12 protein-coding genes are annotated in these 13,694 nt (G+C 74.1%); 5 read left to right on the forward strand and 7 right to left on the reverse strand.

Going from position 1 to position 13,694, the window contains the following annotated elements; genetic code table 11:
* Positions 1-214: 214 nt before the first annotated feature.
* Positions 215-1,042 carry a methyltransferase gene (locus OG802_RS09360; protein ID WP_329408976.1) on the reverse strand — a complete coding sequence of 276 codons (828 nt, stop codon included), beginning with the start codon at positions 1,040-1,042 and terminating at the stop codon, positions 215-217.
* A gap of 920 nt (positions 1,043-1,962) precedes the next feature.
* Positions 1,963-2,523 (reverse strand): SAV_6107 family HEPN domain-containing protein, encoded by a 561-nt coding sequence (locus OG802_RS09365; RefSeq protein ID WP_329408978.1) that lies wholly within the window; start codon positions 2,521-2,523, stop codon positions 1,963-1,965.
* Positions 2,524-2,698: 175 nt separating this feature from the next.
* Between OG802_RS09365 and OG802_RS09370 the strand changes: the two genes are divergently transcribed.
* The 5 genes from OG802_RS09370 (at position 2,699) to OG802_RS09390 (ending at position 9,050) form a co-directional block, all read left to right on the forward strand.
* Positions 2,699-3,748 carry an ABC transporter ATP-binding protein gene (locus tag OG802_RS09370; protein WP_329408981.1) on the forward strand — a complete coding sequence of 350 codons (1,050 nt, stop codon included), beginning with the start codon at positions 2,699-2,701 and terminating at the stop codon, positions 3,746-3,748.
* Positions 3,720-5,804 carry a YhgE/Pip domain-containing protein gene (locus OG802_RS09375; RefSeq protein ID WP_329408983.1) on the forward strand — a complete coding sequence of 695 codons (2,085 nt, stop codon included), beginning with the start codon at positions 3,720-3,722 and terminating at the stop codon, positions 5,802-5,804. The genes OG802_RS09370 and OG802_RS09375 overlap by 29 nt, the downstream gene beginning before the upstream one ends.
* A gap of 44 nt (positions 5,805-5,848) precedes the next feature.
* Positions 5,849-6,475 carry a TetR/AcrR family transcriptional regulator gene (locus OG802_RS09380; RefSeq protein WP_329408985.1) on the forward strand — a complete coding sequence of 209 codons (627 nt, stop codon included), beginning with the start codon at positions 5,849-5,851 and terminating at the stop codon, positions 6,473-6,475.
* Between the two features lie 446 nt (positions 6,476-6,921).
* The gene (locus tag OG802_RS09385) at positions 6,922-7,539 is read left to right on the forward strand and encodes a DUF4126 domain-containing protein (protein ID WP_329408987.1); all 618 of its coding nucleotides are present in this window, start codon (positions 6,922-6,924) and stop codon (positions 7,537-7,539) included.
* Between the two features lie 38 nt (positions 7,540-7,577).
* Positions 7,578-9,050 carry a phytoene desaturase family protein gene (locus OG802_RS09390; protein WP_329408989.1) on the forward strand — a complete coding sequence of 491 codons (1,473 nt, stop codon included), beginning with the start codon at positions 7,578-7,580 and terminating at the stop codon, positions 9,048-9,050.
* 60 nt (positions 9,051-9,110) lie between these two features.
* Here the strand turns inward: OG802_RS09390 and OG802_RS09395 are convergent, their stop codons facing one another.
* The 5 genes from OG802_RS09395 to OG802_RS09415 form a co-directional block, all read right to left on the reverse strand.
* Positions 9,111-10,133, reverse strand: coding sequence for an SCO2102 family sporulation regulator (locus OG802_RS09395; RefSeq protein ID WP_329408991.1), 1,023 nt, complete (start codon positions 10,131-10,133; stop codon positions 9,111-9,113).
* 56 nt (positions 10,134-10,189) lie between these two features.
* On the reverse strand, positions 10,190-11,113 hold the full coding sequence (gene metF, locus OG802_RS09400; protein WP_329408993.1) for a methylenetetrahydrofolate reductase [NAD(P)H]: 924 nt from the start codon (positions 11,111-11,113) through the stop codon (positions 10,190-10,192).
* 152 nt (positions 11,114-11,265) lie between these two features.
* Positions 11,266-11,913, reverse strand: a complete 648-nt coding sequence (thiE, locus tag OG802_RS09405; protein ID WP_329408994.1) for a thiamine phosphate synthase — start codon at positions 11,911-11,913, stop codon at positions 11,266-11,268.
* Between the two features lie 79 nt (positions 11,914-11,992).
* The gene (locus tag OG802_RS09410) at positions 11,993-12,358 is read right to left on the reverse strand and encodes an Rv2175c family DNA-binding protein (RefSeq protein WP_020129955.1); all 366 of its coding nucleotides are present in this window, start codon (positions 12,356-12,358) and stop codon (positions 11,993-11,995) included.
* A 67-nt stretch (positions 12,359-12,425) separates the two neighbouring features.
* The gene (locus OG802_RS09415) at positions 12,426-13,667 is read right to left on the reverse strand and encodes an NAD(P)/FAD-dependent oxidoreductase (protein WP_329408996.1); all 1,242 of its coding nucleotides are present in this window, start codon (positions 13,665-13,667) and stop codon (positions 12,426-12,428) included.
* Between the last annotated feature and the right edge of the window lie 27 nt (positions 13,668-13,694).

A 13,694-nucleotide genomic window follows, 5' to 3' on the forward strand; every position in this document is an offset into this window, starting at 1 on the left:
GAATCGCCCCCGTGAAACCCGCCCCTCTACGCCAATTGGCCAACCGACGCCCGTCATGGACGTCCGACTCGCTGAGGTTTCCTTTCCCCGGCAGCCGGCCCGTCATGCCGGGCGGTCTCCCTCGATCATACGGCGCACCGCGCCCGAACGGGGGGCCTGTGGCGTACTCCATGCGCAGCCAAGTCCCTGATCAGCGGTGCGTCCCGGGTGGCGCTCAGCTCCCGTCGGCCGACCGCGCCTCACCCAGCACGTGCAACTGGGTGGCGACGGAGTGGAAGGCGGGGAGTTCGGCCGCCGCCTCCTCCAGCTTCAGCAGGGCCTCCAGCGCTCCGGGCTCGGTGTCCACGAGGACGCCGGGCACCAGGTCGGCGAAGACCCGCACCCCGTGCACGGCTCCCACCGTCAGGCCCGCGTCCTCGACGAGTCCGGTGAGCTGCTCGGCGGTGAAGCGGCGCGGCACGGGGTCGCCCTCGCCCCAGCGGCCGTCGGGCGCGGTGAGCGCCTGCCGGGCCTCCTTGAAGTGGCCCGCGAGGGCGCGCGCCAGGACGGCCCCGCCGAGGCCTGCGGCGAGGAGGCTGAGGAAGCCCTCGGCGCGCAGCGCGGCGACCGCGTTGCGGACGCCCTCGGCCGGGTCGTCGACGTACTCCAGGACTCCGTGGCACAGGACGGCGTCGTAGCCGTCGCGCCCGACCACGTCGAACAGCCCGTGGACGTCGCCCTGGACGCCCTGCACGCGGTCGGCCACGCCGGCCTCGGCGGTGCGCCGCTCCAGGGCGAACAGGGCGTTGGGGCTGGGGTCGACGACGGTGACCCGGTGCCCGAGGAGAGCCACGGGCACCGCGAAGTTGCCGCTGCCGCCCCCGGTGTCGAGGACGTCCAGCGACTCGCGGCCGGTCGCCTTGACCCGGTCCTCGAGGGCGTCGCGCAGGACCTCCCAGACCACGGCGGTGCGCAGCGAGGCACGGGACCGGGCGGGGCCGGAACGTGCCGGCGTCGGCTGGGGACCGGGGTGGGAGACGGGCGGGCGCATCGGGTCCGACACGGCAGTTGACTCCTCGGCGCGGCACCGCCTCTTGCGCGGCGGAGCGAACGGGCTGCCCTCCCCGGCCGGTCCGGACCGGCGCGCGGACGGACGGACGCGGGGAAGGCTTCAGGCGACTTCCACCCTATTGCCTCCGGCGTCCCGTCCGGCCACGCCCATCGCCTCCGCGTCCCGTCCCATCCCGTCCGGACGTGCGATACGCGACGTCACGCCCGTCGCCCCCGGCGTCCCGTCCGGCCACGCCCATCGCCTCCGCGTTCCGTCCGGACGAGCGATGCGCAACGTCACGCCCGTCGCCCCCGGCGTCCCGTCCGGTCAGCCCGTCGCCTCGGCGTCCGGTCCGGGAGGAGCGATACGCGACGTCACGCCCATCGCTCCGGCGTCCCGTCCGGTCACGCGGCCGGACCGCGCCCTCCCCGTCCCCGCGCCCTCCCGGTCCGGTCGTCCGCCCCGGTCCGGTAGCCCGGCTTCCCCAGCTCGCCCGTTCGCCTTCCCGGCCCCGTCCCTCCGCCTTCCTGGCCTCGCCTGTTCGCCTTCCCGGTCCCACTCGTCGCCTTCGCCGTCCCGCCGTCCGCGCGCCGGTCGGTCCCGCCGTCCGCAGGCGCCGGTGGCGTACCCCGGCGGCGGACCGCGTCGCCCACCACACCGGCGAACGTGCGCAGGGGCAGGGACGCCTGATCTGAGCCCTGACACGCAAGCCCTGGCGTGCGCGCAGGGCGTGCACGCCGGAGGTGAGCGGCGGACGTCCCTTGCGGGTGGCGACGTCCGCGCCGACGTGCGCGGGGCGCCACGCCACGCCGCACCGACCCGCGCCCGCCACGCCGCACCGACCCGCGCCCGCGACGCCGTGTCAGCTCGCGCCCGGGGGGCCGTGTCAGCCCGGTCCGCGGCGTCGTGCCGGCCGTGTCCGTGACGCCGTGTCAGCCCGCGTCCGGGAGGCCGTGGTCCGTCGCCGGGCCGTCGGGGTCCTCCTCCTGGCGTGGCTGTGGCAGGACCGGCTGGAGCACCAGCATGCGCTCGACGAGACGGAGGAACATCGCCACGTCGCGTATCAGGTCGTCGGCGTCCCGGCGGGTGGCCGCGCCCTGGATGCCGGCCTCGGCCCGGGCGCGGCGCCCGGCCCCGGAGGCGAACAGCGCGCTCCACTCGGCGAGTTCGGGCGCTATCTCGGGGAGCACTTCCCAGGCGCTGCGGATGCGGGCCCGGCGGCGGGGCGAGGGCTCCGGGCGGCCCCGGGCGGCGAGCACGGCGGCCGCGGTGCGCAGGGCCGCCAGATGGGCCGTGGCGTAACGCTCGTTGGGGGTTTCGAGGACGGCCGCCTCGTCCAGCCCGGCGCGGGCCTGGGCGAGCAGGTCGAGGGCGGCGGGCGGGGCCGTGGTGCGGCGCAGCACGGGGTGAACGTCGCTCGCGGGACCGGTCAGTGAGGGTGCAGGGCCGGTGGCGCGGCGCCGCTGTGCGGCGGCTGCGTGGTAGGTGGCCATGACGAACCTCCTGTCGTCTGTGTGACGGCACGTCCGATACGGACTGCCGTATGACCCCATCGTGCGGTATGCCACTGACAATCCGTTCTGACCTGGCCTTTTGCTTCGATCGAGAGTTCGGGCTACTTTTTGCACTGACCAGTCAGTTCAAAAACACGGATTCCAGGGGGGACCTGTGGACGGAGTCGCCGTCACAGCCGACGGCCTCGGGCTCCGAGGCCCGCGCGGCTGGGCGTTCCGAAACGTCGCCGTCGACGCGGAGCCCGGCTCGCTGATCGCGATCGAAGGGCCCTCGGGCTCCGGCCGCACGAGCCTGCTGCTCGCCCTCACGGGGCGCATGAAGGCCACCGAGGGGACGGCGACCGTGGGCGGGGCGCGCCTGCCCGAGCAGTTGGCGGCCGTGCGTCGCATCGCCGCCCTCGCCCACGTACCCGGCGTGACGGATCTCGAACCGGCGCTGACCGTCGGCGAGCACGTGCGCGAACGGGCGCTGCTGCAAAGGCGGTTCGGCGGCTCCCTGCGCGACCTGCTGCGGTCGCGCGCGGACCGGGCGTCCGAGGCGGAGTTGCGGATCGACGCCGCGCTCGACGCCGCCGGACTCGACCGCGAGACCCTGCCCAAGGGCTCGCGGACCGCCGTGCGGGACCTGGAGCGCGTCGAGGCGCTGCGGCTGTCGGTGGCGCTGGCGCTCGTCGGCCGGCCCCGGCTGCTCGGCGTCGACGACGTCGACCTGAAGCTGTCGGCGGCCGAGCGGGCGGAGGTCTGGGCGCTGCTGCGGTCCCTCGCCGAGGCCGGGACGACCGTGCTGGCGGTGTGCGCCGAGGCGCCCGAGGGCGCGGTCGTGGTGCGCACCGGCGCGGACGCCGTCCCGTCCGGGGACCGTCCCGACGGCCCGCGAGGAGATGCGCGCCGGGAGTCGCAGGACACCCGTCGTCCCGCCCCGCCGGAAGCCGGTCCACCCGGACCGAAGGACGAACCGGGGACCGCGACACCGCAGGACCACCCGGAGACGACGACACCGCAGGACGAGCCGGACACCGGACCGCGGGGCGCACGGGGAGCCGGACCCCAGGACGATCACAGAGCCGAGCCGGAGCCGGAGGCGGACGCGGAGCCGGAGGCGGACGCGGACGCGGTCACGGAGGCGGTCGCCGGGCCGCAGGCCGGCCTGAAGGAAAAGGATGAGGAGGAGTCCGATGCGCTCGCCCAGACTCGCCGCGCTTGAGCTGAGGCGCTTCGGCCGGGGCAGGCTCCCGCGGGCCGCCCTCGTCGCGCTCCTGCTGCTGCCCCTGCTGTACGGCGCGCTGTACCTGTGGTCCTTCTGGGACCCCTACGGCCGGCTCGACCGCATCCCGGTCGCGCTGGTCGACGACGACCGGGGGGCCACCGCCGGGGGCGAGAAGATCACCGCCGGGGCCGACATCACCGCGAAGCTGCGCGACAGCAAGGTCTTCGACTGGCACGAGGTGAGCGCCGCCGAGGCACGCGCGGGCGTGGAGGACGGCAGGTACTACCTGTCGCTGACCATGCCGGCCGACTTCAGCCGGCGGATCGCCTCCAGCTCGGGCGACTCCCCCGAGACGAGCGCACTCCAGGTGCGCACGAACGACGCGAACAACTACATCGTCGGGCAGATCTCGCGGACCGTCTTCAGCGAGGTGCGCACGGCCGCGTCCACGAAGGCCTCACGGTCCTTCCTCGACAAGATCTTCGTCTCCTTCTCCCACATCCACGGCGCGACCGCGAAGGCCGCCGACGGCGCCGACGACCTCAACGGCGGCATCGGGAAGGCCGAGCAGGGCTCCAAGGACCTCGCGGACGGTCTCGGCGACGCCAAGGACGGCAGTGGCAAGCTGACGAAGGGGCTGAAGAAGCTCGACACGGGCGCCGACACCCTCCAGGAGGGGTCGCAGAAGGTCGCGGACGGCACCCAGAAGCTGGCCGACAAGGTCAACGGGATCTCCGGCGCCCTGGGCCCGTTCGTCAAGTCGAACGAGAAGACCATCGGGGACACCGCCCGACTCGTCGCGGACTCCTCGAAGGTGGTCCACGACAACCTGGAGACCCTGGTGAAGGCCGCCCCGGTGGCCGCCACCGGCGCCCACACGGCCTCGGACACGCTCGCCGAGGTGTACAAGGCGCGCTGCGAGACGCCGGTGCTGCCCGATCCCGCGTGCGCCGACCTGAAGAAGGCCAAGGACACGGCCGCCGACGTGGCGACGGTCGCCGACGACGTCAACACGCTGGTCGCCGATCAGGACGGCGACCTGAAGACGCTCCGCGCGAACCTCACCGCCCTGCGCAAGCAGGCCCAGTCCCTCGCCGACGACGCCCCGCACCTCTCCGAGGACCTGGACAACGCCGTGTCCCAGGTCAACGCGTTGAACACCGGGGCGGCGAAGGTGGCCAAGGGCGCCAAGAAGATCAACACCGGGATCGGCACGGCCACGACCGGATCCGTGAACCTGGACGCGGGCGTCGGCAGGCTGAAGACGGGCGCGCAGGACCTCAACGGCGGCATGTTCAAGCTCTCCGACGGCTCCGGCAAGCTCGCCGACGGCCTGCACGAGGGCGTCGGACGGATCCCCGACTACGACGCCCGGCAGCGCGACGCGCGCACCGCCGTCATGGCCGACCCGGTCCAGCTCGCCTCCCACGACCGGCACAAGGCGCCCAACTACGGCACCGGTTTCGCCCCGTACTTCATCCCCTTGTCGCTGTGGGTGGGCGCGATGGTGGCGTACATGCTGATCGCGCCGATGAACCGGCGCGCGCTGGCGGCGGGGGCTCCCGCATGGCGGATCGCGCTGGCCGGCTGGCTGCCCGTCGTGGCGATAGGCGTGCTCCAGACGACGGCGCTGATGGCCGTCCTGCACTGGGCGATCGGCCTGGAGATGGTCCGCGCGGCCGGCACCGTGGGCTTCCTGTTCCTGGTGGCGGCGTGCTTCGCGGCACTCGTGCAGTGGCTCAACGCGCGCTTCGGGCCGGCGGGCCGGATCCTCGTCCTGGCGCTGCTGATGCTGCAACTGACGTCCGCGGGCGGCACCTATCCGGTGCAGACCAGTCCCGGCTTCTTCAACGCCGTCCACCCGTACCTGCCGATGAGTTACGTCGTCGACGCGCTGAGAAGGCTCATCAGCGGCGGCGGCCTGGGGCCGGTGTGGCAGGCCTGCGCGGTGCTCCTCGCGTTCACCGCGGGCGCCCTGGCGCTGACCGCCCTGTCGGCGCGCCGTCGCCAGGTGTGGACCCTGGACCGGCTGCACCCGGAGCTGAGCCTGTGACGATCGGGCGCCCGGGAGGCCGCGTTCCTGTGACAATCAGGACCATGGACAGCAGCACCACCCCGGGCGGCCGCACCCGCCGCGAGGCCACTCGGCAGAAGCTCTACGAGGCGGCCGTCACCCTCATCGCCGAACAGGGCTTCTCCGCCACCACCGTGGACGAGATCGCCGAACGCGCAGGCGTGGCCAAGGGCACGGTCTACTACAACTTCGCGAGCAAGTCGGTCCTCTTCGAGGAGTTGCTGCGGCACGGCGTGGGCCTGCTCACCGCCTCGCTGCGGGAGGCCGCCGAGGACACGGCGCGCAAGGGCGGGAGCAGGGTCGACGCCCTGGACGCGATGGTCCGCGCCGGCCTGGTCTTCATCGACCGCTACCCGTCGTTCACGCAGTTGTACGTGGCCGAGCTGTGGCGCACCAACCGGGCCTGGCAGTCCACGCTCATGGTCGTGCGGCAGGAGGCGGTGGCCGTCGTCGAGGGGGTGCTGCGCGAGGGCGTGGACAACGGCGAGTTCAGCGACGAGATCGACGTGCAGCTGACGGCGGCCGCGCTGGTCGGCATGGTGCTGGTGGCCGCCCTGGACTGGCAGGCCTTCCAGCCCGAGCGCTCCCTGGACGACGTGCACGCGGCGCTGTCCCGGCTGCTGCAAGGGCGGGTGAGCGGAGGCCGCTAGGCCTCGCCGGGTCTCCTCGGCGGTACGACCGCGCGCGGGGGAGGCGAGCCTCTCCCGCGCGCGTGCACGCACAGGCGCCGGTCCGTTGCGGCCACGTCCCCCGTGGGCCGCCGCGAACCGGCGCCTGCGCGTGCTCCCCCGTTCCCCCGTTCCCCCCGTTCTCTCCCCCGTCGTTCCCCCGTACGGTCGTTCCCCCGGGGCTCCCCCCGTGTCTCGCTCCCGCCGAGCCGGTCGGCCGGCGGAAGGAGCGGATCGAGGGCCGCTCCGTTCCGGCGCCCCGTGTCGCCGGTGCCGGAGCCGCGCCCCTTCTCCGTGCCTCCACTCTGTCGTCCGGGCAGGTCGCAGCCCATCCGCGCGCGTACTCAACTCCGCCCCTAGGTACGGGTACTCAGCTCCGCGCGCTCATCCCCAGGACGCCGGGCGGCCCACTGGCTACGATCGCGTCCGTGTCCGTACTCCCTCTTGTGTTCACCAGCGGCTGGGCCAGCGGCGTCAACGCGTACGCGGTGGTGCTCCTGCTCGGCGTCTTCGGCGCGACCGGTGTGAGCGACGACGTCCCGCAGACGTTGCAGCGACCCGAGGTGCTCGCCGTCGCGGCCGTCCTGTTCCTGTGCGAGGCGGTCGCCGACAAGATCCCGTACGTGGACTCGGCGTGGGACATGGCCCACACCGTGGTCCGGCCGGTGGCCGGGGCCTGGGTCGGCGCGCTGCTCGCCGGGCAGAGCGGTTCGCTCTCCGACGCGGCCGCCGCGGCGCTCGGCGGTTCGACCGCGCTGGCCAGCCACGCCGTGAAGGCGGGCGCCCGGATGGCGGTCAACAGCTCGCCCGAACCGTTCAGCAACATCGTGGTGAGCCTGGCGGAGGATCTCGGGGTCGCCGCGATCGTCACGTTCGCGATCTTCCACCCGGTGGCGGCCTCCGTCGTCGCCGGTGCCCTGCTGCTGACCGGGCTGCTGGTCCTGTACTTCCTCGTCTCACGGATCCGCCGGTTCCTGCGGCGCCGGGCGCAACGGCGCGAGGAACGCCGGCTCGGCGCGCCCCCGTGGCCGCCGTCCCCGGGCTGATCACGTCACTGTCGGTGGCGGCCGATACAGTCACGGGCATGGCAGGGATTGCGGTGATCGGCGCCGGGATGGGCGCGCTGACGGCGGCCGCCCGGCTGGCCGTGGCGGGCCACCGGGTGACGGTCTACGAGCGGACGGGGACGTACGGCGGAGCGGTGCGCCGCTTCGAGCGGGACGGGTTCGCGTTCGACACCGGCCCGACGCTGCTCCCCCTGCCCGCCGTCTACCGCGACCTGTTCGTCAAGACCGGCAAGGAGCCGCTGGAGTCCTGCGTCGAGCTGGTCCAGGTCGACCCGTCCGCACGGCACGTGTTCGCGGACGGCGCCGAGGTGTCCCTGCCGAACGCCTCGCGCGCGGGCGTCGTCTCCGCGCTGGACGAGGCGCTCGGCGGGCGGGCCGGGCAGCGCTGGGGGGACTTCCTGGTGCGCGCGCGTGAGGCCTGGGACCGCACCCGGCGTCCGCTGCTGGAGGAGCCGCTGTGGCCGAACTGGTCGGTCCTCGCCGACCGCGAGCCCTATCCGGCGGTCCCCCACAAGCGTCTGCTGCGCACCCGGCAGGCGGCCACCCTGGCCGAGATCGGCGCCTGGGAGCTGCGCGATCCCCGGCTCGCCGCGCTGCTGGAGGGCCACGCGCTCGCGTACGGCCTGGATCCCCGGTCCACCCCGGCGAGCGCGGCGGTCCTGCCGTACATGGAGCACGCCTTCGGCACGTGGTACGTGCGCGGGGGGATGCGGGAGCTGGCCCGCGCGGTGTACGAACGCTGTGTGGCGCGCCGGGTCGCGTTCGTCTTCGACGCCGAGGTCACGCGGATCGTGGACGAGGACGGCAGGGCGGCGGGCGTCGAACTCGCCGACGGCACGGTGGCGGAGGCGGACTTCGTCCTGGCGCCGGGCGGCTTCCCCGGCCTTCCCGCCCGGGGCGGGGACGAGGTCGCGCCCCAGCGGGCGCTGCCGAGCCGGCTGACCGTGCTGCTGGCGCTGCGCGGCCCGCGGCCGCAGGGCGTGGCGCACCGGACGGTGGTGCACGCGCCGGACCGGGACGCGGAGTTGGAGAGCGTGTTCGGCGCGGCGCCGTCGGTGCCCGCGCGGCCGACGGTCACGGTGCTGCGGCCCGACGACGCGCGGCTGGCACCCGACGGCGACCACGAGCCGGTCACGCTCAGTGCCGTGGTCCCCGCCGGGGCGCGGGTGTCCGACGCGCACGTGGACGCGCTGCTCGACATGGCCGAACGGGCCGTTCCCGGGCTGCGCGAGCGTGTCCTGTGGCGTGAGGTGCGCACCCCGGCCGACGTCGCACACGAGACCGGCGCGGAAGGCGGGGCCGTCCCCGCGCCCGCGCTGGCCGCGGCCGGGGGCCGGCTGCTGCATCCCGCCAACTCGACCGGGCTGCGCGGGCTGTTCACGGTCGGCGGCTGGTCGCATCCGGGCGGCGGCCTGCCGCACGCGGGCATGTCGGGCACGCTGGTGTCCGGGCTGATCGTGGAGGGGCCGGAGTTCCGCGGCTCGCGGTGAGGCCGTGACGGCCCGCCGCGCGCGGGGGCCGAGGGGTGGACGGGGAGGCGGACGCGGCCGTCAGAACCGGTACTGCTCGTCGTAGCCGTTGCCCTGGCCGGGCTGCTGTCCGTCGCCCTGGTACGGGTACTGCTGCTGGTCGGGCGGGAGTTCGCCGCCCAGCGGGTCGTCGGTGTTGCGCTGCTGCGGGACCCAGACCCCGCTGGCCGGGGTCTCCCCGCCGTAGCCGCCGGCGCCGTACTGCTCCTGGCCGTAGCCCTGCTGCGCATACTGCTGCTGGCCGTAGCCGGCGTCGTAGGAGCCGCCGCCGTAGGTCTGGGTGCCGATGTACGGGTCGGAGTAGGCGGCGTACTGCTGCTCGCCCGTGGCGTCGTAGCCGTACTGCTGCTGGGGGTACCCGGCGTAGTCGTAGCCGTAGTTCTGGTCCGTGCCCTGGCCGGCCGTGGCGTACTGGTCCTGCCCCTGGCCCTGGGACTGCCCCTGGCCGGTCGCGCCCGCGTAGGCGGCGTCGCTGTAGACGCCGTAGGAGCCGGTGTCGTCGGGCAGGGGCTGCGGCTCGTAGACGGAGGCGGCCGGGTCGAAGGAGCGGGGCGCGGGGGTGAAGACGTCGTCGCGGTCGTCGCCGTCGAAGTCGTCGTCGCCGTAGGCCTTCCCGGCGGCGAAGGCGTGCTCGTCCCGGCCGCCGAACGCCGTGCCGTCACCGTGGGGCGCGCCGGAGTCCGGGCCGGCCCCGTCGGGCTCCGGGCCGGAGACCTCCAGGGCCGGGTCCTGGCGCTCGGCCTTGCCGCGGCGACGCTTGGTGAGGACGGTGCCGTCGCTCTCCGTGTCCGAGCGGCGGAAGGCCCAGCCCTCGGCGAAGCCCCGGCGGAACGACAGGGTGACGTAGGTCTGGCCGACCGCGAAGGCGGCCGCGCCCAGGGCGATGACGACGACCGACGGGATCAGGACGCCGAGGACGACGCCCAGGAAGCCGACGAAGGCCAGCAGCCGCCAGCGCAGCCGGGCCTTGTACTGCAGCAGAACCTCGCCGAGCAGCCACAGCGCGACAATGCCGAACGCGATGTAGAGGACCGTCCAGCCCATGTACGCCCCTCTCCCAGTGGCCGCTACGCAGTGTGTCGTATCCGGGTGCGACCGGTCTAGGCCTGCGGCGGATGGTGCAGGCCCAGGTTCTCGTAGATTTCCAGCGTCGCCGTGGAGTTGTTGAGCGTGATGAAGTGCAGTCCGGGCACTCCCTCGGCCAGCAGCCGTGCGCAGAACTCCGTGGCGAAGTCGATGCCAATGGAGCGTACAGCGGCCGGATCGTCTTTGGCTGTGAGGATCCGCTCTTTCAGGGCGGCCGGGAAGCGGGCGTTGCTGAGCCGGGGCAGGCGTTCCAGCATCCGCACACTGGTCACCGGAAGGACCTCGGGGATGACGGGAGTCACACATCCGGCCGCCGCGACCCGGTCGCGCAGCCGCAGATACGAGTCGGGCTCGAAGAACATCTGGGTGATCGCGTAGTCGGCGCCGGCCCGGCACTTGTCGACGAAGTGCGACACGTCCAGGTCCCACTCGTCGGAGCGCGGGTGCATCTCGGGGAAGGCGGCGACGCCCACGCAGAAGTCCCCGGACTCCTTGATGAGACGGACCAGTTCGGCGGCGTACGTGAGGCCCTGCGGATGCGGCACCCAGGGGCCCATCGGGTCGCCGGGCGGATCGCCGCGCACGGCCAGCATGTTGCGGATGCCGGCGTCGGCGTACTGCCCGATGATGTTGCGCAGCTCGGCGACGGAGTGGTCCACGGCGGTGAGGTGCGCGACCGGCGTGAGGGTGGTGTCGACGACGATCTGCTGGGTCTCCTTGACCGTGGTGGCCCGGGTGGACCCGCCGGCGCCGTAGGTCACGGAGACGAAGTCGGGGGCGACCGCCTCGACCCGGCGCAGGGCGTCCCACAGGCTCCGCTCACCCTTCGGCGTCTTCGGCGCGGTGAACTCGAACGAGTACGTCGTCTTGCCGGTTGCCAGGATGTCGCGCACGGTGCACGCGCGGTCCGTCCTGGTGGATGCGGTTCCTAGGGCCATACCGGCAGGTTAGCCAGGGGTGGGCGGTCACCCAACCGAATGCGGGAAATTTGCCCGGATTGTCGAGTTGTTGTCCACCCCTTGGACAATCGTACGAGGACGGCGCCGCCGGACGGGCGGACGCCGTGGCGCCGCGGGCCGGGACGCGGGCGCTACCCCTCGCTCAGCCGCTTGGCGAACTCCGCCGCCGCGCCGCCCGGGTCGTCCGCCTGGGTGATCGCCCGCACCACGACGACCCGGCGGGCGCCCGCCGCCAGCACCTCGTCGAGGTTGCCGAGGTCGATGCCGCCGATGGCGAACCAGGGGCGGTCCGTGCCGAGGGACGCGGTGTGCCGCACCAGGTCCAGGCCCGGCGCGTGGCGGCCGGGCTTGGTGGGGGTGGGCCAGCACGGGCCGGTGCAGAAGTAGTCCACGCCCTCCTGGACGGCGGCGGCCTCGGCCTCCGCCGCGGTATGCGTGGAGCGGCCCACGAGCACGCCCTCGCCGAGGATCGCGCGGGCGGCGGGCACGGGCAGGTCGCCCTGTCCGAGGTGGAGCACGGCGGCGCCGGCCGCGTGCGCGACGTCGGCGCGGTCGTTGACCGCGAGCAGCTTGCCGTGCCGGGCACAGGCATCGGCGAACACCTTCAGGTGCTCCAGCTCCTCGGCCGCCTCCATGCCCTTGTCCCGCAGCTGGACGATGTCGACGCCGCCCGCGAGCACGGCGTCGAGGAACTCCGGGAGGTCGCCCTGCCGGGTACGGGCGTCCGTGCACAGGTACAGCCGTGCGCCGGACAGGGACGGGCGGGCGGTGTCGGGCATACGAGGTTCCCCCAGGGTGGCGGCGTACGGGGGCCGGGTGCGCTCCCGTACGCCGGGTGTCGGTGTTCGGATCCGCGGGTCAGACGGCGAGCGCCTGGGCGCGGCGCTTCACCTCCGTGCCACGGTTCTCACTCAGGGCCTGGGCCGGCGTGCCGGGCAGGCTCGGGTCCGGGGTGAAGAGCCACTCCAGCATCTCTTCGTCCTTGAAGCCGTCGTCCCGCAGCAGGGTCAGGGTCCCGACGAGTCCCTTCACCACCTTGTCCCCGTCGATGAAGGCGGCGGGGATGTGCAGCGCGCGGTTCTCCCCGCGGCGCACGGCGATGAGCTGGCCGTCCTTGATCAGCTGCCGGACGCGGATCACGTCCACATCGAGCATCTCCGCGATGTCCGGCACGGTGAGCCAGGCGGGGACGAGTGCATCGGTCTTTGCGTCAATCTCGGTCACGGGAACAAGCCTGCCATCTGCCACCGACACTCGGAAGCCGGGCCGGTCCGACCGGGCCCGGCCGGGCTCAGGCCGTCGCGCCCTTCAGCGGCCGCGCCGGGTCCGCGAGGAGCCGCGGGTTCATGGGCGTGCCCGCCTCGATCAGCCGTTTGCCCTGGGCGAGGTCGCGGGGCCGCCCCACGGCCAGCAGCGCGACCAGGCGGTCCTCGCGCAGCCAGCAGACCGTCCACGCGGGCCCGCCGGGGTCGCCGCGCCACACGACGGCGTCGGCGTGCGCGTGGTGGCCGGCGTACTGGACGAAGCGGCCGAACTGCTCGGACCAGAAGTACGGGACGGGGTCGTAGACGGCCGCGGGTTCGCCGGTGGCCTCGCCGACGATGTTCGCCGCGACCGTGCGCGGGCCCTGGAGCGCGTTGTCCCAGTGATGGACGAGCAGCCGCTCGCCGTACCTGCCGGAGGGGAAGGAGGCGCAGTCGCCGACCGCGTACACGTCCGGCAGGCGGGTGCGCAGGCCGGCGTCGGCCACGATCTCGCGGTGCGCGCCCAGCTCGATGCCCGAGCCGGCCAGCCAGGCGGTGGCGGGGCGGGCGCCGATGCCGACGACGACGGCTTCGGCGGGCAGCCGCGAGCCGTCGTCGAGGACGACCGCGCCGGGCTCGACGCGCTCCACACGCGCGTGGGTGCGCAACGGAATGCCGCTGTCGGCGTACCAGGCGGCCATCGGCGCGGCGACCTCGGCGGGCAGGGCCCCGGCCAGCGGCCGGGCGGCGGCCTCGACGACGGTGACCTCGCAGCCCGCCTCGCGCGCGGCCGTGGCGAACTCCGCGCCGATCCAGCCCGCGCCGACGACCACGACGTCGTGCCGGCCGGCGAGCACGGGCCGCAGGCGTTCGGCGTCGTCCAGGGTGCGCAGCAGGTGCACGCCGGGCACGCCCTGCGCGCCGGGCAGCGGGATCGGCTCGGCGCCGGTGGCGAGGACGAGGACGTCGTACCCGACGGGTCCGCGCGCGGTGTCCAGCTCGTGGTCGCCCGCGCGCAGGCCGAGGACCTCGCGGCCGAGTTCCAGCTCGATGCCGAGGCCGTCGAAGTCGACGTCCAGGGCGGATCCCTCGGCCTTGCCGAGCAGCACGGCCTTGGACAGCGGCGGCCGGTCGTAGGGCTGATGGGGTTCGGCGCCCATCAGCGTCACCCGGCCGTCGAAGCCCTGTTCGCGCAGGGCCACCGCGGTCTGCACGCCGGCCATGCCGGCGCCCACGATCACCACGCGGCGCCCGTCCGGCCCGCCCTCTTCCCGCCTCTGCTCACTCACCCGATCACCTTAGACACCTGACGATCA

The sequence above is a fragment of the Streptomyces sp. NBC_00704 genome (assembly GCF_036226605.1).
Taxonomy (GTDB): Bacteria; Actinomycetota; Actinomycetes; order Streptomycetales; family Streptomycetaceae; genus Streptomyces.

Bases quoted from the DNA above. Each gene is read 5' to 3' on its own strand.
- OG802_RS09365 (WP_329408978.1), bottom strand. From the start codon at position 2,523: ATGGCCACCTACCACGCAGCCGCCGCACAGCGGCGCCGCGCCACCGGC.
- OG802_RS09375 (WP_329408983.1), top strand. From the start codon at position 3,720: ATGCGCTCGCCCAGACTCGCCGCGCTTGAGCTGAGGCGCTTCGGCCGG.
- OG802_RS09380 (WP_329408985.1), top strand. From the start codon at position 5,849: ATGGACAGCAGCACCACCCCGGGCGGCCGCACCCGCCGCGAGGCCACT.
- OG802_RS09390 (WP_329408989.1), top strand. From the start codon at position 7,578: ATGGCAGGGATTGCGGTGATCGGCGCCGGGATGGGCGCGCTGACGGCG.
- OG802_RS09395 (WP_329408991.1), bottom strand. From the start codon at position 10,133: ATGGGCTGGACGGTCCTCTACATCGCGTTCGGCATTGTCGCGCTGTGG.
- metF (WP_329408993.1), bottom strand. From the start codon at position 11,113: ATGGCCCTAGGAACCGCATCCACCAGGACGGACCGCGCGTGCACCGTG.
- thiE (WP_329408994.1), bottom strand. From the start codon at position 11,913: ATGCCCGACACCGCCCGCCCGTCCCTGTCCGGCGCACGGCTGTACCTG.